Annotated in this window: 12 protein-coding genes; 2 read left to right on the forward strand and 10 right to left on the reverse strand. The window is 42.8% G+C overall.

All coding sequences use genetic code 11. The annotated features are described in order from the left end of the window. Positions 1-166: 166 nt before the first annotated feature. The 9 genes from gltB to pilM form a co-directional block, all read right to left on the reverse strand. A complete protein-coding gene (gene gltB / locus AC2SLT_RS02965) occupies positions 167-4690 on the reverse strand; it encodes a glutamate synthase large subunit (RefSeq protein ID WP_486546044.1) in 4524 nt (1507 codons plus the stop codon). Positions 4691-5636: 946 nt separating this feature from the next. After that, positions 5637-6722, reverse strand: a complete 1086-nt coding sequence (locus AC2SLT_RS02970) for a hypothetical protein (protein WP_486546045.1) — start codon at positions 6720-6722, stop codon at positions 5637-5639. Between the two features lie 63 nt (positions 6723-6785). Further along, positions 6786-7862 carry a 3-dehydroquinate synthase gene (aroB, locus tag AC2SLT_RS02975; protein WP_486546046.1) on the reverse strand — a complete coding sequence of 359 codons (1077 nt, stop codon included), beginning with the start codon at positions 7860-7862 and terminating at the stop codon, positions 6786-6788. A 98-nt stretch (positions 7863-7960) separates the two neighbouring features. Beyond that, positions 7961-8506, reverse strand: coding sequence for a shikimate kinase AroK (gene aroK, locus AC2SLT_RS02980; protein ID WP_486546047.1), 546 nt, complete (start codon positions 8504-8506; stop codon positions 7961-7963). 189 nt (positions 8507-8695) lie between these two features. Continuing rightward, the gene (locus AC2SLT_RS02985) at positions 8696-10831 is read right to left on the reverse strand and encodes a type IV pilus secretin PilQ (protein WP_486546049.1); all 2136 of its coding nucleotides are present in this window, start codon (positions 10829-10831) and stop codon (positions 8696-8698) included. Between the two features lie 93 nt (positions 10832-10924). Then, positions 10925-11692, reverse strand: coding sequence for a pilus assembly protein PilP (locus AC2SLT_RS02990; RefSeq protein WP_486546050.1), 768 nt, complete (start codon positions 11690-11692; stop codon positions 10925-10927). Between the two features lie 14 nt (positions 11693-11706). After that, on the reverse strand, positions 11707-12642 hold the full coding sequence (locus AC2SLT_RS02995; RefSeq protein ID WP_486546051.1) for a type IV pilus inner membrane component PilO: 936 nt from the start codon (positions 12640-12642) through the stop codon (positions 11707-11709). After that, positions 12642-13445 (reverse strand): PilN domain-containing protein, encoded by an 804-nt coding sequence (locus tag AC2SLT_RS03000; RefSeq protein ID WP_486546053.1) that lies wholly within the window; start codon positions 13443-13445, stop codon positions 12642-12644. The genes AC2SLT_RS02995 and AC2SLT_RS03000 overlap by 1 nt, the downstream gene beginning before the upstream one ends. Continuing rightward, positions 13445-14770 (reverse strand): type IV pilus assembly protein PilM, encoded by a 1326-nt coding sequence (gene pilM, locus AC2SLT_RS03005; RefSeq protein WP_486546055.1) that lies wholly within the window; start codon positions 14768-14770, stop codon positions 13445-13447. Before pilM ends, AC2SLT_RS03000 begins: the two co-directional genes overlap by 1 nt. Positions 14771-15447: 677 nt before the next feature. Between pilM and AC2SLT_RS03010 the strand changes: the two genes are divergently transcribed. Together AC2SLT_RS03010 and trhO are read left to right on the forward strand one after the other, a co-directional pair. Then, positions 15448-18186 carry a penicillin-binding protein 1A gene (locus AC2SLT_RS03010; RefSeq protein WP_486546056.1) on the forward strand — a complete coding sequence of 913 codons (2739 nt, stop codon included), beginning with the start codon at positions 15448-15450 and terminating at the stop codon, positions 18184-18186. Between the two features lie 192 nt (positions 18187-18378). Beyond that, positions 18379-19398, forward strand: coding sequence for an oxygen-dependent tRNA uridine(34) hydroxylase TrhO (gene trhO, locus AC2SLT_RS03015; protein ID WP_486546057.1), 1020 nt, complete (start codon positions 18379-18381; stop codon positions 19396-19398). 322 nt (positions 19399-19720) lie between these two features. On the opposite strand, the gene topA is transcribed toward trhO, so the two are convergent. Next, positions 19721-22375 carry a type I DNA topoisomerase gene (gene topA, locus AC2SLT_RS03020; RefSeq protein ID WP_486546059.1) on the reverse strand — a complete coding sequence of 885 codons (2655 nt, stop codon included), beginning with the start codon at positions 22373-22375 and terminating at the stop codon, positions 19721-19723. Positions 22376-22469 lie beyond the last annotated feature (94 nt).

Here is a 22469-nt window from a genome sequence, read left to right on the forward strand (position 1 = left end):
ATAGCAGTCGTTTACCTTACTCGTTCAACAGTACTTATTTAACCTTACGGGCTTATCTTGGCAAGCTTATGAAAACTGGCTAAAGATAATCGTGCTTGCTTAAGCCTCTATACCAAATTCTATATAAAGTGAGGTATAAGGGCTTAAGTCTATCCTAACGAAAAGCTTACTGTGGATCTGCTGTCGTACTGTGTAGTAGTGACGCCATATTGGCAGCTTTTGGCTTCACTAAGAACACTTTACGGACATAGTGCTCGAAGTCTGCCAAGATTTGAAGCGCCCACGCACTGCCCGTTTTTTCAACGTGATTTTCGATAATTTGTTTTAAGTAAATACGATGCTCTTCGGTTTGCTCGCTAGAAATACGATGCAAGTCAATCAACTCATGGTTACAGCGATCAAAGAAAGTATTGTCTAAGTCCAGTACAAACGCAAATCCTCCTGTCATACCAGCGCCAAAGTTTAGCCCTGTTTTACCCAGTACGGTCACCACACCACCAGTCATATACTCACAGCAGTGATCACCGACACCTTCGACTACCGCATGAGCGCCTGAGTTACGAACCGCAAAGCGCTCGCCTGCGGTACCTGCCGCATAAAGCTTACCACCGGTTGCACCATATAAGCAGGTGTTCCCTATAATGGCGGTTTCTTGTGACGCAAAGGTAGAGCCTTTGGGCGGATAAATCACAACTTCACCTCCTGCCATACCTTTACCAACATAGTCGTTGGCATCGCCTTCCAGCTCAATATTTAAGCCGCCTGCGTTCCAAACGCCTAAGCTTTGACCTGCGGTACCGACCAGATGCAACTTGATAGGACTATCTGACATACCTAAGTTGCCCCACACTTGCGCAATCTCACCTGATAGACGTCCACCAATAGAGCGGTCACAGTTACCCACTTGATAGCTATAGGTGCCGCCCTGACCTTGACGGATGGCAAGTATCATATCTTCTACCATCTTCTCAGCCAGCAAGCCTTTATCAAAGGGCTCATTGCGCTCGACTTGACAGGTCTGCGGCTTACCTTCAGCGGCAGGATGACTGCGTAATAATGGCGATAAATCAAGATTGCGCTGCTTCTCTGTAATGCCCTCTAACAGCTCTAGTAAATCCGTACGACCTACCAGCTCTTCCATGCTGCGTACGCCTAGGAAGGCCAGCCATTCACGGGTTTCAGTCGCGACAAACTTAAAGAAGTTAATCAGCATCTCAGCTTCGCCGATGAAGTGCTCATCACGTAAACGGGCTTGCTGGGTGGCAACGCCAGTCGGACAGTTATTAAGATGACAAATTCTTAAGTACTTACAGCCGACTGCGATCATTGGTGTGGTACCAAAGCCGAAGCTTTCTGCCCCTAGTATGGCTGCTTTTACCACATCAAGTCCTGTTTTTAAGCCGCCATCAGTCTGTACGCGCACTTTGTCACGTAACCCATTCACTCTTAAGGATTGATGCGCTTCTGCCAAGCCAAGCTCCCATGGAGAGCCTGCATGATGGATGGAGGATAAGGGTGACGCCGCTGTACCGCCGTCATATCCTGAAATGGTAATCAAGTCAGCGTAGGCTTTCGCCACACCAGTGGCAATAGTACCAACACCTGGACGAGAGACCAACTTCACAGACACCAAGGCTTCTGGATTCACTTGTTTTAAATCAAAAATCAGCTGTGCTAAATCTTCAATAGAATAAATATCATGATGTGGTGGCGGTGAAATCAAGGTCACGCCCGGTACCGAATACCTTAAACGAGCAATCAGTGAGTTCACTTTACCGCCTGGCAACTGTCCGCCTTCACCAGGTTTTGCGCCTTGCGCCACTTTAATCTGCATCACTTGTGCAGAGCGTAAGTAAGCCGGTGTTACCCCGAAACGGCCTGACGCCACCTGTTTGATTTTTGAGTTACGCATCGTACCGTAACGTACAGGATCTTCACCACCTTCTCCTGAGTTGGAACGACCGCCGATAGTATTCATTGCCATCGCAATGGCTTCATGAGCTTCTGGTGATAATGCGCCTAGTGACATACCTGCTGAATCAAAACGGGGTAAAATGGATTCTATACCTTCTACGTCATCAATGTCGATGCTGTTGCCTTCTTTGAGTTTTAACAAGTCACGCAAGGTTGCCACTGGACGATTATTGACCAATGCAGCATACGCACGGTAGTTTTCATAGTCACCGGTACGCACAGCCGTATGAAGGGTATTGATCACATCAGGGTTGAAGGCATGATACTCTTTATTGAAGACAAATTTGAGCATACCGCCTTGGTCTAATGGCGTGCGACGGCTAAAGGCATTTTTCGCCAACAGTGCTTGGTCTTTGGCTAAGTCAGCAAAGGTCGCCCCTTTAATACGACTTTGGACGCCTTTAAAGCACATCTCCACAATCTCTTCAGACAGACCAACCGCTTCAAATAGCTGAGCACCACGGTAGGACACAATGGTTGAGATACCCATTTTTGATAAGATTTTGAGTAACCCTTTATCCAAGCCTTTACGGAAATTGGCACGGGCATGAAGTGGATCACCTAATAGCTCACCTGACGCCACCAGATCGGCAATAACATCATAGGCCAAATAGGGGTAGACACACGTCGCACCAAATCCGATCAGTACCGCTACTTGGTGCGAATCACGTGCCACACCTGTCTCAATAATGAGATTGGCATCGGTACGTAGACCCTTAGCAATTAAATAGTGATGCACCGCACCTGTTACCAATACGGCATTGGCAGGCAGTTTACCTTTCTCGATCCCTTTATCGGATAAGATAATGAGCGTCTTGTTGTTTAATACCGCACGCTCAACTTCTTCGCATATCTGTTGAATGGCCGTCTGTAAAGGAAGCGTCTCGTCATAGTTGATATCGATGCGCTGACTGTAGAAGGCAGGGTCATCAAGTGCTTCAAGCTGCTCCATTTTACTTGGAGACAACACAGGCGATGACAAAATAATACGATGGGCATCTCGCGGTGTTGGGTTAAATATGTTGGTTTCAGCGCCCAAACAAGTCTGTAATGACATAACAATCGACTCGCGCAATGGGTCGATTGGAGGGTTAGTCACCTGCGCAAACTGTTGACGGAAGAAGTCAGCGACATTGCGTACTTGCTTAGACAGTACGGCGACTGGCGTATCATCCCCCATTGAGCCGACCGGTTCTTGACCGTTTTCAGCATTTGGGCGGATAATTTCTGTACGCTCTTCATTGGTAATATTGAACATTTTTTGTAAGGCTTTTAAAGGCTCTCCACGCACGCCTTGTTCAAGCAATTTTTCTTCAAGTTGCTCACTATCACGCACTCGCGTCGCCTCTTCACGTAACCATTTGCGATAAGGATGCGCTTTTTTGAGACGATTACTAATGACTTGGTCATCTAACACTTCACCATTTAAGGTATCGATCACTAGCATCTGCCCTGGTCCGACACGACCTTTGGCAATCACATCATTAGGATCATAATCCCAAACACCAATCTCAGAGGCCACCGTAATATAGCCATTCTTCGTCGTCACCCAGCGTGAAGGACGTAAGCCATTACGATCTAGCATACACACCGCATAGCGACCGTCCTGAATAACAAGACCGGCAGGACCGTCCCACGGCTCCATGTGCTGTGAGTAAAACTCATAAAACGCCCGCAGATCCATGTCCATACTGTCTACGTTCTGCCACGCCGGTGGTACTAATATTGACATGGCATGAAATAATGACATGCCCCCTGATATAAGGACTTCTAGCATATTGTCTAAGCTTGAAGAGTCTGAACCTGTACGGTTAACAAGCGGATGTAGCTCTGCTATTTCGGGTAATTTATCCGTTTCAAGCTTCGGTGTACGCGCCACTGACCAGTTACGGTTAGCCGTGATCGTATTCAACTCACCGTTATGCGCCAAATAGCGGAATGGCTGCGCCAATGGCCAGCGCGGCAAGGTATTGGTTGAGAAGCGTTGGTGGAATACCACAATATGCGAGTGCAACCGGCTGTCTTGCAAATCACTATAAAAAGCAGGTAAATCGGAAGGCATTACCAGCCCTTTATAAATCACAGTTTGGCAATTTAAAGAGGTGACATAAAACAGAGGATCTTCAGTCAAAGCCAGCTCAGCTTTTTTACGAGCCACATATAGCTTACGGTTGAAGTCTTCTGGATTTAAGTCATCTGCTGCATTAACAAACACTTGCTTAAACTGAGGCAAAGTCTCACGGGCAATCTCACCGACGATTGATAAATCTACTGGGACATCACGCCAGCCAGCAACTGTCAATCCTTGAGCGGCAATCTCTTTGTTTAGAACTTCTTGGCTATGAGCGGCAAGACTGTCGTCTAGGTTTAAAAACACCATACCCACAGCAAAATTTTCGCTCAGCTCAAAGCCTAGCTCTTTGGCAACCGTTTGAAAGAAATCAACAGGTTTTGCCAATAATAACCCACAGCCATCCCCTGTTTTTCCATCGGCAGCGACACCACCGCGGTGCGTCATGCAGCTTAAACTATGTATAGCAGTCTTGACTAATTTATGACTGGGCTTACCCTCAATATGGGCCACAAGACCGAAACCACAGTTATCGGTAAAATCATCAGGTGATGCAAGGTAGGTCAGCTCATCTGTTGGTGAGTTATAGGAGTGGCTATCGCCATAATTTGGTGTACTAGGATTGGCTGTGTAAGTCTGGGTCATGGCATGTCCTTTATTTAAGCGGTGTTAAATACACACCTCTAAATGGGGTTCTATATAAGTACAGTTATAGGGATAGGTGACGCAACTGTATTGTGAAATGAGTCAACATGGAGCGCACACGTAATGCTCACTATTCATTATTGACTATATTTATAGTAGCTTAACTTATAGTTAGTAGCTTGATTTATAGCACCTTAATCTCAAGTAACTAAATTTGTTTCTGATTATATCTTAAGGAATGAATTGCTACTGGCTATCATATATATAGTTATTAACTTACTAAAGTTATTTTACTACGCAATCTTGCGCATTAGACATATAAAATATTTCGAGCATTAGCCTTCTTAAAATACGTTAAAAAAAGTATTTAAGATATATACCCCTAATATTAAAGGTAAAAACAATACAGTGAAACATTAATATAGTCACTATAAATATATTAAATACCTGCAATAACCTTGCTAAACGTCATATAAACCATACTAGAGAATCATAACTATAAAATCCAGTAAAATTTAAAGATACCATAAACTTTGACGTCACATTTTATTACTGTACTGTAAGGATAACCTTTTAATAGCCAATGGCTTTTTAAGCTCTATGATGTTAACAAATATACCTTATATTTATTCGATCCTTCTTGCTGCCTATAGATGTCGATAGCTGATTTAGCGAGTCTAATACCTTCTCTATAAAATAACTTATCTTTGTTAGGCTGCCTAAATTTAATAAATGTAGCGTATGATTTAGTGCATTCGCAATTGCCTTCCTCGACAGGTGAGTGAGTAGATTTAGGATAACAAGAATAAATATAGATGAGTTATAAGATTTAGAACGATATAAAAAGGAGGCACTCTTTTCAAGAGTGCCTCCTTTTTATAACATTGAAACATTGCAACATGACCTGACGTCTGAATACCGTCAATATTTTACGACCGTAATAAAGCTACTGAGTCTTTTCGTTAATCAACTCTTTAATCTTATCGACGTCGCTACCATTGTTCGCAGGTGGCGGTTTGGTCGTACCGCTTGCATTCCTATTGCTCTGAGGTTTAGTCGTCTCAGGCTCGCTTGTCTTAGGTTTAGTACTGGTCTGATTTGAAGAAGCTGCTGAACTAGAAGGTTTATCCCCTCCGTTGTTCTCAGGGGCAACGACCTTACGTTCTTCTGTTACTGATAAGGTATCATTGGTATTGTTTGACCCCTTAATATTAGTATTGGTAGAAGAAGGCGCCACACGTTGCTCCTCAGCGCTTGTCGTTGGGTTCGGACTTGTACTACTTTCATTACCTGTGCTTTGTCTGTCTTGACTAGTATCCTGAGCGGCTTTAGCACGTTGTCTAGCAGCTAACTCACGCTTAGTAGGCTGAAGTTTAACTTGTCTAGTACGATTACTAGATAAGTCTTTGATTGGCGCAGATAGCTCGTAGTTTTCAATAACATCAAGGTAACTGGCAAATTGTTTTGGCGCAACTTCAACATTTGAAGGTAAACCAAATTCCATACTACTGGCAGTGCCTGTCGCTGAAGACTCACTATTCATTGAACCATAAGTCAGTATGTAATGGGGTTGATCACTCTCATCCCGATAGCGAAAATAAGCAAATTTGTTTCTATCTTTACGCGAACTTAAATAATCAGTGATGATTTCATGCTCAGACACATCCATGACTTGCAGCGTCCATTTGCCCTTATTCTTCTTCAAATATCTTGAATCTTTAAATTCAGGCGGATAGTCACGCAAGTCTTTTACTAAGTTATCAAAGGAGATAGGTTGCACATCTTGATCAAGCTCATGCAAATTATCTATTTGCGTAACTTGAGCTATATTGAAGGCGGCCACTTCTGCCGGTTGCTCTTGCTCTTTTTCAGACTCCTCTTCAAATACTGGGGCTGAGCTAAACATCCATATCGCTAAAGCCGCCGCACCCGTTAATAACGCCATAATCAACCAGACGCTGGCAAGGGCGCGACGTTTCTTTTTTTGTGGTTTAATGCTTTTATCAGGAGAAGAGCTTTGTGTGATTGCCATAGAGCAAATCCAGTAAACAGATAAATAATGGAATGGTTAAACAAAATAAAAGGGTAATACTCGTTATTCCGTACCGCGCAACACTGCTTTGAGTAACGCTGGGTCAAACTCAGCAGTAACGACTGCGTGTCCTAACGATTTTAACAAAATCAAACGCACTTGTCCTGACTTAACTTTTTTATCATGCTGCATCATTGCTAAGGCAGTGTCAGCATCAATATTAGGTGGGTCAACAGGCAGATTAGCTGATTGTAATATAGCACGAATACGATCAACCTCTATCTGAGTCAGCCAACCCATTTTTTGTGACAGCCTTGCTGCCTGTACCATCCCAGCGGCTACCGCTTCACCGTGTAACCACTGACCGTAGCCTTGGTGGGTTTCGATAACATGACCAAAGGTATGGCCAAAATTCAGTAATGCCCGCTTGCCCGCCTCTCTTTCATCTTGTGCGACCACATCAGCCTTATATTGACAGCATCTGGCAACCGCTTCTGCCAATACCGCCTTATCCAGCGCCATTAATGCGGTCATATTATCTTCTAACCAATCAAGAAAGTCAGCATCCATAATCAGCGCATATTTAATCACCTCAGCCATACCTGCTGAAAGCTCACGTGGTGGCAGTGTAGTCAACGTATGCATATCTGCTAGTACCATCTGTGGCTGCCAAAAGGCGCCAATCATGTTTTTACCTTTGGGATGATTGATACCTGTTTTACCACCAACACTAGAGTCCACTTGGGATAACAAGGTGGTCGGAATTTGGATAAAATCTACCCCGCGCATAAAAGACGCGGCGGCAAACCCGGTCATATCACCAATCACCCCACCACCTAGTGCCACCAAAGTGACATCACGATTACAATGATTGTCCATGAGCGCATCGTATATCAAGTCAATATGCTTCTGGTTTTTATACTGCTCTCCATCTGGCAATATGACGGACATAACCTTAAACTGAGATTGAAGACCCTTAACAAGAGGCTGTAGATATAATGGCGCTACGGTATCATTGGTCACTATCATCACCTGATTACCCTTAATATAAGGCATTATTTCAGCGGCCATATGACTTTGACTGGTGATCTCTATAGGATAATCATGGCTTTGGGTATGTACGGTTAAACTTGCTTTCATAGGACTCTCAAACTCTACATTAAATCAAACTTTGTCATAGATAGGACACTCTACTTCACCGAACATTAGGGCGTATGGAACACACCCTATCCTCTGACTCATAATACTGCTGCATATTCAGGGTAGTGCTGCTTTAAGGTTTCAATGATTTTTCTAAGCATATACTTAGGATATCCATCACCCGTCTCAACGACAATGTGCGCTACTTCCTTATATAAAGGGTCACGTGCTTCAAATAAAGAGGTTAAAACGGCCCTTGGATTGGGAGTATTTAATAAAGGGCGAGATTTATCTTTAGAGGTGCGTTTTAACTGTATGTCGACACTGGCACGCAAATAAATCGTAATACCACGATTGTTTAAATGGTCGCGGTTTTGTGATTGGGTGACGACACCACCACCTGTTGCTAACACGATATCTGGCAAGGCTGTTAACTCATCAATAGCACGAGCTTCTCGCTCTCTAAAGCCAGCTTCGCCTTCTTTTTCAAAGATCCAGGGTATATCTGCCCCCGTTTGTTCACAGATATAATGATCACTGTCAATAAACTCACGCCCTAAGTGCCTAGCCAATAGCTTACCAACCGTGGTTTTCCCTGCTCCCATAGGGCCAACAATAAATAATGACGGTAATACTGATTGCATTATTTTCTCTCACATAAATTCACTGATTATACAGATATTTGTGTCGTTAGTTCTATAATCGTTGGTGCTGATTCGTGCTTTCTAGTTCTAAAATTACTCACAATATCTATTAGGCATAAACCCTATATTAAACCATAAGCTAAATTTTAAAAACGTTAAAATACACTTAACGAGATTAAACCTACTCAATTATAAGGCTTGATGAATGAGTTTCGGGGTAATAAAAATCAGCAGCTCTTGCTTGTCATTTCTTTGAAAATCTTTTTTAAATAACCTGCCTAGATAAGGTATATCCCCAAAAAAGGGCACCTTCTCCACATTGTTAAATACTTGATTACGATATATCCCGCCCAAAACAATGGTTTGCCCATCATCTATGGTCACATTGGTACTTAAGGTATCAGTATCTATCAGTATCACCCCATTACCAACTGGATTTGGTCTGCCATTCTCAATATGTATTTGCAATGAAATTCTGCCTTCAGGGGTAATATTTGGGGTAACCTCCAAACTTAATACCGCCTCTTCAAACTGTGTGGTTGTCCCGCCCCCTTCAGATTCGCTCTGATAAGGTATCTTAGTACCTGAAGATACTCTGGCCTTTTGCTTGTCCAAGGTTAAAATCTTAGGTGTCGAAATGACTTCACCCCTACCCTCTGCTTGCATGGCAGATAATTCCAGATCTATCATCAAGTCAGACATACTTAGTAGGCTAAATGCGACTCGCCCTGCTGGATTGGCGACCCCCAAGTCTATATTTAAGTTATCCGGACGAGTAACGTTATAGTCTGGGTATTCAACCGACTCACCTTTATAAGTGGTTTTATTGACACTAAATTGCTTTAGATCGGCTAACGTTTGATCACTACCGCCCACCAACAAATCATTATTAGTTGCCACGCCACTAGACAAAATTCCCCACTTCGTTCCAATCTCCTGACTAAAGCTATCACTGGCGCTGACTATTCTGGCCTCAATCATGACCTGCCGTACTGGTATATCAATCTTAGCAATTAATGCTCTAATATTATCAATGCTGGCTGAGGTGTCTTTGATAATAAGGGTGTTAGTCCGAGCATCGGCAGTGATCACACCTCGATGAGACAGCAGTGTTTCATTCTTATGAGGATTATTATGGGGATAATTAAGACGGTAGTCTTGAGAGTTGGTACCATTAGACATGGTATCAGATGACTTTACTGGTGCCATTACGGATGACGCAACTGGTGCCGTCACTGCTTGTGTTACTGGTACTGTACTAGCAGAAGAGAAAGAGCCGCCTCTAGACTGACTGGCCTTGATAATTAAAGATAGGACATCGTTGGCATTGGCGTAGTTTAGGCGTATATACTCATGCTGCAAAGGCATTACAGCAATGGACTCTTGCTGAGATTGCAGTAAGCTTATATTTTGCGCAGCAATGTCACTTAATGGGGCAACTAAGAGAACATTACCTTGTCGCTGCATACCTAGTTTTTTACTACTTAGGATAATATCTAGCGCCTGGTCCCACGGTACATTGACCAGGTTGATCATGACAGTGCCCTTTACATTGTCACTGGCAACAATATTAGTGCCTGTATACTGAGAAAGTAAATGCAGAACACTACGAATCTCGACATTTTGAAAATCAACTGAAATAGGCTGCCCAGTGTAGATTTTATTGGCTACCTCTGCCGGTTTAACCGTTGTCTTTAATGGGCTTATGCTAAGGTTTACTTCTGTTCCTGTGCGGTAACTTTGATAGTCAAAATCTTTACTCATCTCCACAGTCACAATACCATTCATCCCCCTATTATAAGCCGACACTGACTGTATAAGCTGACTACTGCTGAAGTGTTGACCCGTTAAGGTCGCTGGTATCTTAGCTCCTGTCATTAACAAGGTTATTTTATTGCCCTGACGCTGAATATCTAGGGGAGCCGTTTCATTACTCAATGTCAGATCCACCATACCTCCCTCTTGAGCCCAATCTGTCACCTTAAGTTTATTTAGCCCAAAATACGGCGCTGATTGACGATTATCATAATGAGCAGGATTTAATAAAGGCGTATCTTCTGTTAAGCGGGGCGCTATCTGGGTCTGTACTTGTTTGTGTGTTTCGCTCTGTGCCAGACTCAATGATTGTGAATGTGAGTGCGACTGTAATTGAGTCTGGGCCTGAATTGAGAGCGGATTGCTTAATACAATCGAGGGTGGCTCGACATCGGCAGAGGCTTTTACACTGAACAATATGCTGGTAACCATTAAACACAGGGTTAACACCACTAAAAAATAAGGTAAACCCAACCGCACTAGATTTAGGGTTAGGGTATGGAGAGTCATGTTTTATCCCTGTAACAATGATAAGAAGTAGATAAATAGACAGTTAAATAGATACCGACAGTAATTTATCAGTCATAATTTCTGTAAAGACGGCTACCTAGGTGACACTAGAAAAACTGAGGCTTCAACTCGGTTGCCTTGCTGGTCTAGCATCACCTCAACGATATGAAGCTGGTTTGAGGCAACCTCTATGATGCGTCCATTACGACTGCCCACATAGTCACCAACTTCCACGCTAACCACCATCCCATCAGGACGCTGCACTAAACCTTGAGGGTTGTCATGTTCAAAAAACATCCGACCTCGGTAGGTAAGTTGTGAAAGCGGATAGTGCTCTAAAGGCTGCATAGGACGTCCCGTATTTGGTCTGGTCATTAACTCAAATACCGTTTTAGAGCTCGGATTGCCTTGCGTTATATACTCGTTTTGCTGTGATGCTGTTGCTACTTGCTGTTTAATCTGGTGGTGTACCTGCTCTTTTGCTGGCTCTAGTGTTTGCTCTTCTAGCTGTTCCGCGATTTTTTGTTCTACGTCAAGTTGTGTCTTATCCTTGGAAATAGACCGTTGGTTGACAGTAATGAGAGGCATATAAAAAGGAGAAGGTTTATTCGTGGCATCATACTCAATTAAGTGTGCCTGCTCTGCCTGCGCAATAAGCTGTTGAGACAATAAAGGTATATCTTCTGGTAGATTATTCTGAACCAATTCCTCTTGTATTGTCTCTTCTTTTTCTAAAACCTCCTCAAGGGTGCCATCACTGACTGTGTCGATAGAATCTTCGCAGGCTATTAGTAGCTGACCTATACCCACTACTAGGACCATTAAAAGAATGTTTGCCTGACTTTTGTCAATAAAGAGCATAAACAGTATCACTTTTAATAAATTTTCACTTCTGAGGCGGTGGCATTCGTATTCTTATCAAAGTAATCATTATCTAAGTAATTCTTATCTAAGTAATTCTTATCTAAGTGACTCTTATCTAAGTAATTCTTATCTAAGTAATAGTGCTTACCGTGTAAGGTTAGAGATAGCTGAGCTCTTCTATTCGGGTTTCTAGAAAGATCTTTTGACGTTGCAGGATTAAGGCGAGTACGTCTATCATCGACGTAAGCAACCTCAAAATCATGAAGCGTCAAGACATACGGCAAATTTGCGAGACCATTAAGAAAACGTCCAAAGTCATGATAGTCGCCGATTAACACCATACGCATCGGTTGCTCTATAAGATATTCTTCGCTATTTTTTTGTCCTGCTCTTTGACCTGCTTTCTGATTTAAGGTCTGAACAGACTTTTGATTAATTTGTTGACCTAACTCTTGATTAACGTGTTGTCTAAGCCCCTCACCTGTCGATACCTCTTGGAACACTACCCCAGCCGCCAAGCCTATTGTATTTATTGACGCCATTAGTGCCCCCTTCTGATTGGGCTGAGACAATGGTTTAAGTAAGTGATTAAGTGTCTGGTTCGCTTGTTCTATTTGAAGACTGTCTGTCGCTCTAGCAGAGGCTTTCGCACTGAACTCATGCTGAGTTTCAATCAATATGTGCTGCTGAGTTTTTAGCGCTTTAATTTGTTCAAGTTGACTGCTGATAGGTATAAAGTAACTGATAAGCATAATAAGGACTAACAGAGAAACAATAACAGCCCCCTTTATCACCAGTGGCCAACTGCCGTAGTTTTCTCTATCTAAGCTTTGCAGACTGTACCAAAATACTTTTAAACGATGCCCTCTTGTTTGCAATCCAGATGCTGAAGTGGCATGGTTACTGCGGTTAGTGAGTTGGTTGGTAAGCCGTTTAGCCAATCTCATTAGGGAGTACCCCCATCGGGTGACAGGCTTGTGTGAGTTGGCTCACTATCTAAGCTCGATGTAGACAAAGCTCTATCTGATTGATTTATCGAGGTTATATCTTCTCTATCTACCAACTTTGAGGATACCAATTGCTGTAGTTCAATTTGTTGACGGGTAATATCGACCACTTCGGCGATGACCACAAACTCAAAAGGAGTGGCTAGGTCGTTTACTGCCATAGGGGGTTGCTCCGCTACCGTTTGAGCAACTCTCGTATTCTTCTGATAAATGTTCTCCTGATAAACATCCTCCTGATCAATACTTAAATCCCCTATTTTGACCTGCTTAACAGATTGGATTTGAACTTTCTGTATTCCTTGGCTTAACGCTAAACGATTTGCCCAGTCAGAGACCGAGGCGGTACTTTCTGCCCTTCCACGAAAGGTGATTAACTCACCTTGTCTTTTTAATCCTGTCAATCTTAAGGTGTTGGGTAAAGTGTTAGCGATTTCATTCCAAATATGAACCAATAATTTACGATTATTCTTGGACTCATAAATCTTATTTATTTGCACTATTGTAGTGTGACGCTGTTGCTTCGAAGTCTTCGTCTCGACCAGCTTTTTTGCAAGCTCACTATTACGGTGCATGAGATCTGCATTGATTTGTTGTTGGCTACGCTGACTATGATTTAAGTAACCCCAAATAGCACTGACACCTAGTAATCCTAAACTCAAAGTAAGGTAAATAATCTTTAAAAACTGTTTATTCCGCTGCTGTCGTCGTTGCTCACGCCATGGCAGTAGATTAATATAAGCCACTATATTGACTGCCTTAACTGACCGTCTTGGTAGCTGTTACGTCTCAAACTAAGCCCACACGCTGTCATTAAAAGTGGCGCATCCTTATTCAACTGCACCCTGTCAATATCTGGATGGATAGTCATGTCTATAAAAGGATTAGCGATGCAAACATCAAGACCTAATTTAGACTGTAAGCTGTGTTCAATATCGGCTATCAAAGCACCTTCACCGCATAACAAAACTTTTTCTATCTTACGGTTAAAGTAATTAGGATTATTAGGATTATTGGCATTATTATCATCAATTGCGATGTCATCTACCCCCGAATCATCTTGACTGTCTGTATGAGTCTTATCGTCAGGGTTCAAGCTACTTAGAATTGACTCTTCCGTTAATGGTTCCGCATCAAAATAATACTGCAATGCTTGCTTAATATGACCAACAAGGTGTTCAACAAAGGGTTCAAAGTACAGTTTAGTATAGCTATCTGGTGTATCTGATTCGTCGTTACCCCACCTTAATTGAGCTTTGTGTGCCGCCTCAAAATCAAGATCATAACCCGTTTGGATAGCTTCACCTAACTGAGCGCCGCCAAATAATTGCTCATACTGAAAAACAAACTCACCATGTTTAGCAACGTATACTGTGGTGCGGGTATGGCCAATATCGACTAAAGCCACGCCTAATGACGCTATTGTTAGCTCACTTTTAGATAACTGACTTTTGGATGTCAGATATTTGTTTGATGGAGGTATGATTAATGGAGGTATGGATGTCGTAGGTATTGAACGAGGATACATTAACTGAAAAGCACGCTCGATAGCATGCAAATTCACTTCCACAACTTTAGTTTCAATATTTGCAAATGCTAAACTGTCCACCCGCTGTTCAATATGATCATTATGAGACACCACCAATAGCACTTGGACAAAATCACTGTCTAAGGGAGACGGTCCTATTACTTCAAAGTCAAAGCTCACTTCTGCTAAAGGATAAGGAATATACTGATCAGCATCTATTCTAATTTGTGCTTCTATTTCGATATCTATTAATTCAGCAGGCAGTTCAATAAGTTTGCTAATAGCTTGTGCATGAGGAATATCGGTTGCAGCTCGCTTTTTTCCGACGTTGAGTTGTTGAACTAAGCCTGCGATGGTCAGACCCATCTGCTCCGTGTCAACAATAGTATTATCCACCACATCACCTGGGTTTAACTTTTGAATACCATACTGTTTTAGATGATAAATGTCTTGATAATAAGTTAATTCAACGATAGTTAACCGAGTGCTTGTTACGCTGACGCCTAACAACAAAGAGTCCGTCTTGCTCGAAAATAATGTCAAAAAGTAAACCCTTTTATGCTGTGATAAACACGACTACTTTAGGGTCTATTGATAACCACTCTTAGAAACAGACTTTAATAGAGCGCTTATGAATATTAATACTGTAAGGAGTGTCATTTAGAAAATTATTGCCTGTAACCCTATTAATTTACTCGAAGTTTGTCAAGATAAATTTTATTTAAATATTATAAACGATTAATAATATCATGAATGTTTGGTATATAAGATGACTTGAATAACAATTAAGCAGCTTATTAGGATAATTATAAGATTAATTATTGGGTTACGAAGTGATACAATACGTTTAGTTAACTTTTGTCATAGTTATTCAATTTCAATGGCAAACTGACATAATAGTAATTTTGAATTGAGGTTTTGAATAAAGGTTTTGAATAAAGGTTAAGAGATAACTCTGTCCTTAATTATGTATTGATAATATTAACGTTCTAAGATATCACTCCCAAACTTTATAATTTGCTTTATAATTTACTTTGTTATTTACGTTATGTTTTGTTTTATAATTTGATTTTAAGTGCCGACATCAGCGTAATCATGAGTTCACAATCTTTAATAAAGTTAATCGGATTTACGGAAAACCTGTAAAGACCTCAGATTAAATAGGATTATTGTGAAAATAATTACGCATAATACTTCAGTTTCTAAATAATAGAGTCACCATGCCTCAGACTTCCACTGCCTCTCATCTTATCCATCATATTGTGTCTATACTACTGGCAATCATTGCGCTTGCCCTCATTTTGGTACTGGCATTTCCTATTGGGTTTTATGGGATGGCTATGTATATTGAGCCGAATCTACCCAGTATTTCTAAAATCCAAACCTCTACTTTAGAAATGCCGTTACAGATATACAGCAAAGACAATAAACTTATTGGCCAGTATGGCAATCGTATGTCCTTGCCTGTGACCTATGAGGAGATTCCTAAAAACTTCATTAATGCTTTCTTAGCGGCCGAAGACTCCTCTTTTTATGAGCACAGTGGTATCAGTATCAAAGGCTTGGGCCGTGCTGTCACCGAAATTATCACTGATGATGACGGTCAAACGGGTGGCTCAACAATTACCATGCAGGTCGCTAAAAACTACTTTTTAAGCTCAGAGCGCACCTTTAGCCGTAAGCTTACCGAATTATATTTAGCACGTAATATTGAAAATGAGCTGAGTAAACAAGAAATCCTCACCTTGTATGTCAACAAGATTTACATGGGTGAAGGAGCCTATGGTATCCGTGCAGCAGCCAAAAAATACTTTAGCAAATCACTAGATAACCTCACCATTGCTGAAATGGCGACTTTAGCAGGGCTACCTAAAGCGCCGTCTCAAAATAATCCTGTGTCTAATCCAGAAGAGGCGTTAGAGCGACGCAACTGGATTCTTGGACGTATGCTAGAGCTTGGATATATTACCCAAGCTCAATATAATGACGCCGTTGATGACCCTATAAGTGTCCATCTCTATCAAGAACGACTTGATGTGAATATGCCGTATTTGGCCGAAATGACCCGTCGCTCGTTAGTTGATAAGTATGGGGAAGAGATTATTAACTCAGGTTGGCGGGTTAAATTGACAGTAGATAGTGAGCATCAAAGTGCTGCCGATACCGCAGTCAAAAAGGGATTAATTGGCTACGATAGACGCCATGGTTGGCGTGGTGCTGAAGCGCATGGTGAGCCTTTGGATAAATTCATTACTCACTCCAACATGGTGCCTGCGAAAGTAACTGAGGTCAGTTATCGTAGCTTTAAAGCCCAATTAAAAAATGGTGATGTGGTGACAGTACCTTGGTCTGGTATGAGCTGGGCCAAACAATACTTAGATGCCAACAGAATTAAACGCTACCCCAATCAAGCGTCTGATATTGTCAAAAAAGATGACATTGTGCGCTTAATTGCTAACGAAGACCAAACGGCATGGCGACTGACTCAAATACCAAAAGTGCAAGGTAGTCTAGTCGCATTGGACCCAGAGACAGGGGCGGTAGAAGCCCTTATCGGTGGCTTTGACTATAGATACAGTAAATTTAATCGAGCCACACAAGGTTGGCGCCAACCAGGCTCTACCATCAAACCATTAAACTACGCTGCCGCCCTTGAAAAAGGCTATCGCCCTGACAGTATGGTATCTGATGGTCCTTTACGCATTGGTAGCTGGAAGCCTAAAAACTCTGATGGCCGATTTTATGGACTTATGACCTTACGCCGTGGTCTTATTCTCTCACGCAACTTAGTATCTATCCGTCTGTTACAAGCAGTCGGTACTGAAGATGCGCGTCAGTTGCTAGACCAGTTTGGCTTAGACAAAGACAAATTACCCACCACCCTATCCTTAGCGTTAGGCGCAGGTCAAGCGACACCCTTACAGATGGCCACAGCTTATGCCACTTTTGCCAATGGTGGTCATCGAATTCAGCCCTATATTATTGACCAAATATATGATTACCAAAATAATTTACTTTATTTGGCCAATCCTCAACGGGCTTGTGCTACCTGCTTTAATGAAAACTTAGACAAGATTAACGCTAAGGCGATAGAAGACTTTGATAAGCAAACGGAAGATGAGATAGCACAACGTGAAGCGACGCTCAAGGCATTAGAAGAAAATCCTGAGTTATTAACAGCCAATGACAGTGATCCGAAAAGTACGGGGGCAGATGAGGACACTGATGCGAAAAGTATGGCCTCTATTCAGACCTCCTTGGATGACTTACGTTATAACGCCTCCCCTAAATCAGACCGTTTAAAACCTGCTCCTGTGACCTATCGACCAGCAGATCAAGCGCCTCGTATTTTGACGCCTATCGTGGCATATGAAATGGCAAATATGCTACGAGATGTCGTACAACGGGGTACTGCGACTCGAGCGAAAGCCTTAGGACGTAGTGATATTGGGGGTAAAACGGGTACGACTAACGATATGAAAGATGCTTGGTTTGCAGGGTTTCAGCCCACCCAAGTCACCGTTGTATGGTTAGGTTTTGATCAGCCTTCTACTTTGGGTAGAGGCGAATATGGTGGTGTTGCTGCGTTACCTGTTTGGATGGACTATATGCGTTCGGCATTGAAATCAACACCCGTTCGGTGGGTCAAGCTTGATACAAAGGATAAATCAAAGCGGCAGCAACCTAAGGTTGTCACATTGACTAATGATAATACCTCTAATAACAAAAACACCTCTTCTAACCCAAGTAGTAATAGAAATAGCACCCGTAGTGCTACGAGCGCTGAAAGTACGACTAGCAGTGATACCGAAGTTACAACCCCGCCAAGAGCTTCGTTGAGTGAACGTAAGCCGCCTAAGCCTGTAGAGCCACCCGCCGCCGCAAATCCGCCCAAACAGACGACTAATACCACTACTAATAATGAAGCAAACCGGTCCAGTAGTGAGCAGGTGAATTAACTGCGACCTTACCCCACGACTCAACCGCGCACTGGTGAATCGGTAGCTAACTGGATTCTTGATTTTTATTAAGTGTAGAGGTGGTTGTATCCTATGAGTAAAATCGCTATCATTCATAGCGATTTTCTTTTTAGATTTAAGCTTTCCTACAACTCGCACTAGGTTTACGTCCTAGCCAGCTGGAGAATAACGATGAATACCAACACCACCACCGCGGTTGATAACCCACATTCAACGGGGCCTATTGTGGTCACTGCCCTATATAAGTTCACACGTTTTGATGACTTTGAATCTTACCGTGAGCCTTTACGTCAAACCATGCTTGATAATGCTGTCAAAGGCACGTTACTTATTGCCTCAGAAGGGATTAACGGTACCATCTCAGGCGACCGTGCAGGCGTGGATGCCGTATTAAACTATATTCAAAATATTCCAGCCATCGGTCAACTGGAATACAAAGAATCCTATGCCGACACTCAGCCCTTTTTTCGCACCAAAGTAAAACTTAAAAAAGAGATTGTCACCATGGGCGTTGAAGGGATCGACCCTCTTCAGTCCGTGGGACGCTATGTCAAGCCTAAAGAGTGGAATGATCTCATTAGTGATCCAGACGTTCTATTAATCGATACCCGTAACGATTATGAGGTTCAAATCGGTAGCTTTAAAAATGCGGTCAATCCTAAAACGGAAACGTTCCGCGAATTTCCAGACTACGTGAAAAATGAGCTGGATCCCAATAAGCATAAAAAAGTTGCTATGTTTTGTACCGGTGGCATTCGCTGTGAAAAGTCAACCGCCTACTTGCGTGAACAAGGCTTTGATGAAGTCTATCATTTAGAAGGCGGTATCTTAAAATACCTTGAAGAAGTCCCTGCCGAAGAGTCATTGTGGGAAGGTGACTGCTTTGTATTCGATAACCGTGTGGCGGTCAATCACAACCTTGAAAAAAGCAACTATGACCAATGCTATGCCTGTCGAATGCCGATTACTGAACAAGACAAGCAAGACCCTGCCTATGTCAAAGGCGAGTCATGCCCGCACTGTATCGATAAAGCAACAGAGGAGCAACGCGCCCGTTTTCGTGAGCGTCAACGTCAAGTTCAATTGGCAAAGCAGCGCGGTGAAGCTCATATTGGCTCAGAAGTCAAAGAGATCATTAAATCGCGTAAACAACAAAAATTAAAGGCCAAACTGGATAAGAAAAAAGACTAGATTTACCCTTTATTCTTGTTATTTTATTTGGTATTTAATACCGTTCAAGGCAATTACCACGATAAATAGTGGTTATGGTTTGATGTGACCGCTAGCCCCGATTGCAACGGTATCCTGCTGACGACAATGGCGTTGCGGACTGTGGTTAGGTAGAGTATCGAGATAACAGGAACCTATCTAGCCACGATAGTCCGCACGCCATTGACGAAGCAGATACAAGTGGAAAGCGGGAATAGCTCCAGAATATAGTCGTAAGCAAAAAAAGCCCAACCTTAAAAGTTGGGCTTTTTGTTATTATTTGCTAGGGCTATAAGGATGCAGCTTACTGCTCAACCCACTCGCCATTACGCCAGTAGAGCCCCCAACGCGTTGCTTTACCCGTCTTTAAGCTCTCTGAGCCGATGTACTGCTCTTTTTGCTTACGTGACCAGCGTAAAATAGTGGGATTGCCGTCTGGATCTTCGTCTGGACCATTAAACAAATACTGAAATTTGTCATCCATTTTATCTTTTATCTCACGTAATTCGGCAAGCTTTGGCGGTCTCGTTTCACGAACTTTAGGAAACTTCGACGCCGCTAAGAACAGTCCTGCCGCCCCTTCCCTCAAAATAAAATGATCCTCATGCTTGGTTGACTTGAGCTCTGGCATGTCGATGGGATCCATGCGCGGCGGTGCAGGCTCACCATTTTTAAGGACTTTACGGGTATTATCACATTTATTACACGCAAAGTAAGGACCAAATCGACCTGTTTTTAACTCCATTTGACCATCACATTTATTACAGTCAATAGTTGGTGCATCAGAGCCTGGTACTTCAAACTTACCTTCTTCAAGTAAGTAGCCGTCACAATCGGGGTTATTACCACAGATATGCAGCTTTAAGCCGCCATCAACGATATAACCATCCATTGCTGTACTGCATTTAGGACAGCGCTTTTTCTCCATGAGCTCTTTGACTTCAGCACTTTCATCTATCTCGCTGTCATCTAAGTTTGCAAATGCTTCCACGGGCATCAGGTTTTTAGTGCCTTTACAGCGCTCTTTTGGCGGTAAATTATAGCCCGTACATCCTAGAAAGACACCCGTTGAGCCATTGCGAAGTTGCATCGGTCTATCACATAAATCGCAGTGTACATCGGGCACATCGGTCGGATCATTCGGGCGCATGCCGTCTTTATCTTTCGCATGCTCAAGCTTAACTTTAAAATCACCATAGAAGTCATCTAATACCGCTTTCCAATCCTGATCGCCTTGAGCCACATGATCCAATTCACCTTCAAGCCCAGCGGTAAAGGTATAATCCATCAAATCAGGAAAGCTCTCTGTCAATCGATCGGTGACAATATCGCCCATCTTTTCAGCGTAAAGACGTTTGTTTTCTAATCTGACATAGCCTCTATCTTGAATGGTTGAGATAATCGACGCATAGGTTGAAGGGCGACCAATCCCTTTTTTCTCAAGCTCTTTGACCAAGCTTGCCTCTGTAAAGCGGGCGGGTGGCTTAGTAAAGTGTTGACTAGGATCCAGTTTGATCAGATTAAGCTCATCTCCCTTTTTGACATCAGGCAATAAGGTCTCGTCTGTTTTTGCTGGCGGCATTACTTTGGTAAAGCCATCAAAGGTCATGGTGCGACCACGGGCTTTTAGCTCGACATTCCCGGCCTCTACCAGTAGATTAACCGACTTATATTTGGCGGGTAACATCTGACACGCCACAAACTGGCGCCAAATCAGCTCATACAAACGGATGGCGTCACGCTCGACTCCTTTTAGCTGCGTGGACTTTAAGTTGGCATTGGTCGGTCGAATGGCTTCATGCGCCTCTTGCGCATTTTGCTTACTACCGTAAAAATTGGGCTTTTCAGGCAAATATTTCTTACCATAACTGTCTTCAATAAAGCCGCGAACACTGGCCAAAGCGTCCCCTGATAAGAATGTCGAGTCGGTACGCATATAGGTAATATGCCCGGCTTCATACAAGCGCTGAGCCAACATCATTGTCTTTTTGACGGGGAATCCTAAGCGCGTACTGGCTGCTTGTTGCAGGGTTGAGGTGATAAAAGGCGCACCCGGCTTCGATTGGGTTGGTTTTTCTTCCCGTTCTTTCACCACATATTTAGCAGGCTTTAAGACGTCTAATACGGCATCTGTTTGCTCTTTATTTCCAAGCTTTAACACCTTGCCATCTTGCTTCACGGCTTCTAAACGTATCGGGGTGTCCTTGGCAACCTTAGCATTGTCATTGCCCTTCATGGTGGTATCGGCGAAAATTTGCCAATACTCTTCTGGGATAAAGGCACGAATTTCACGTTCACGCTCTACTACCAGACGGGTCGCTACTGACTGCACTCGCCCTGCTGATAGACCGCGTGCTATTTTCTGCCATAATAGTGGAGAGACCATAAAGCCCACCACCCGGTCAAGAAAGCGGCGAGCCTGTTGCGCATTTACCCGATCTATATCAAGCTTACCCGGTTGTTTAAATGCATTTTGAATAGCCGTTTTAGTGATTTCGTTAAACACCACACGTTGATATTTGCTGTCATCACCGCCGATAACTTCACGCAGGTGCCACGCAATGGCCTCCCCTTCTCTATCCAAATCCGTTGCCAGATATATCTTGTCGGCATCTTTTGCTAGAGACTTAAGCTCTTTAATCACTTTGGTTTTACTGGGTAATACCTCATACACCGCTTTCCAGCCGTGCTCAGGGTCAATACCCATTCTACGAACTAGGGCTTGTTGCGCTCTTTCTTCTTTACTTAACGTATCGTCGGCTTTCGTTGCTTTTTTCTTCGCACCACTGCTGGTAGGTAGATCTCGCACATGACCAATACTTGAGCGGACAATAAAGTCATTGCCCAGATATTTATTAATCGTTTTTGCTTTAGCAGGAGATTCCACAATGACCAGTGATTTACCTTTTGCACTGGCAGGAGCTCTGCTTGTTGATTTCTTACTGGTGGTTTTTACCATTGATATTACAGTCCTAATTTAACTTTCTTATAAAATATTTTTTTAATAATATGATTTAAGCTTGATATGGGCTTATTCTGTGCAATTTACAAGA

The sequence above is a fragment of the Psychrobacter sp. CX18 genome, from assembly GCF_057396215.1.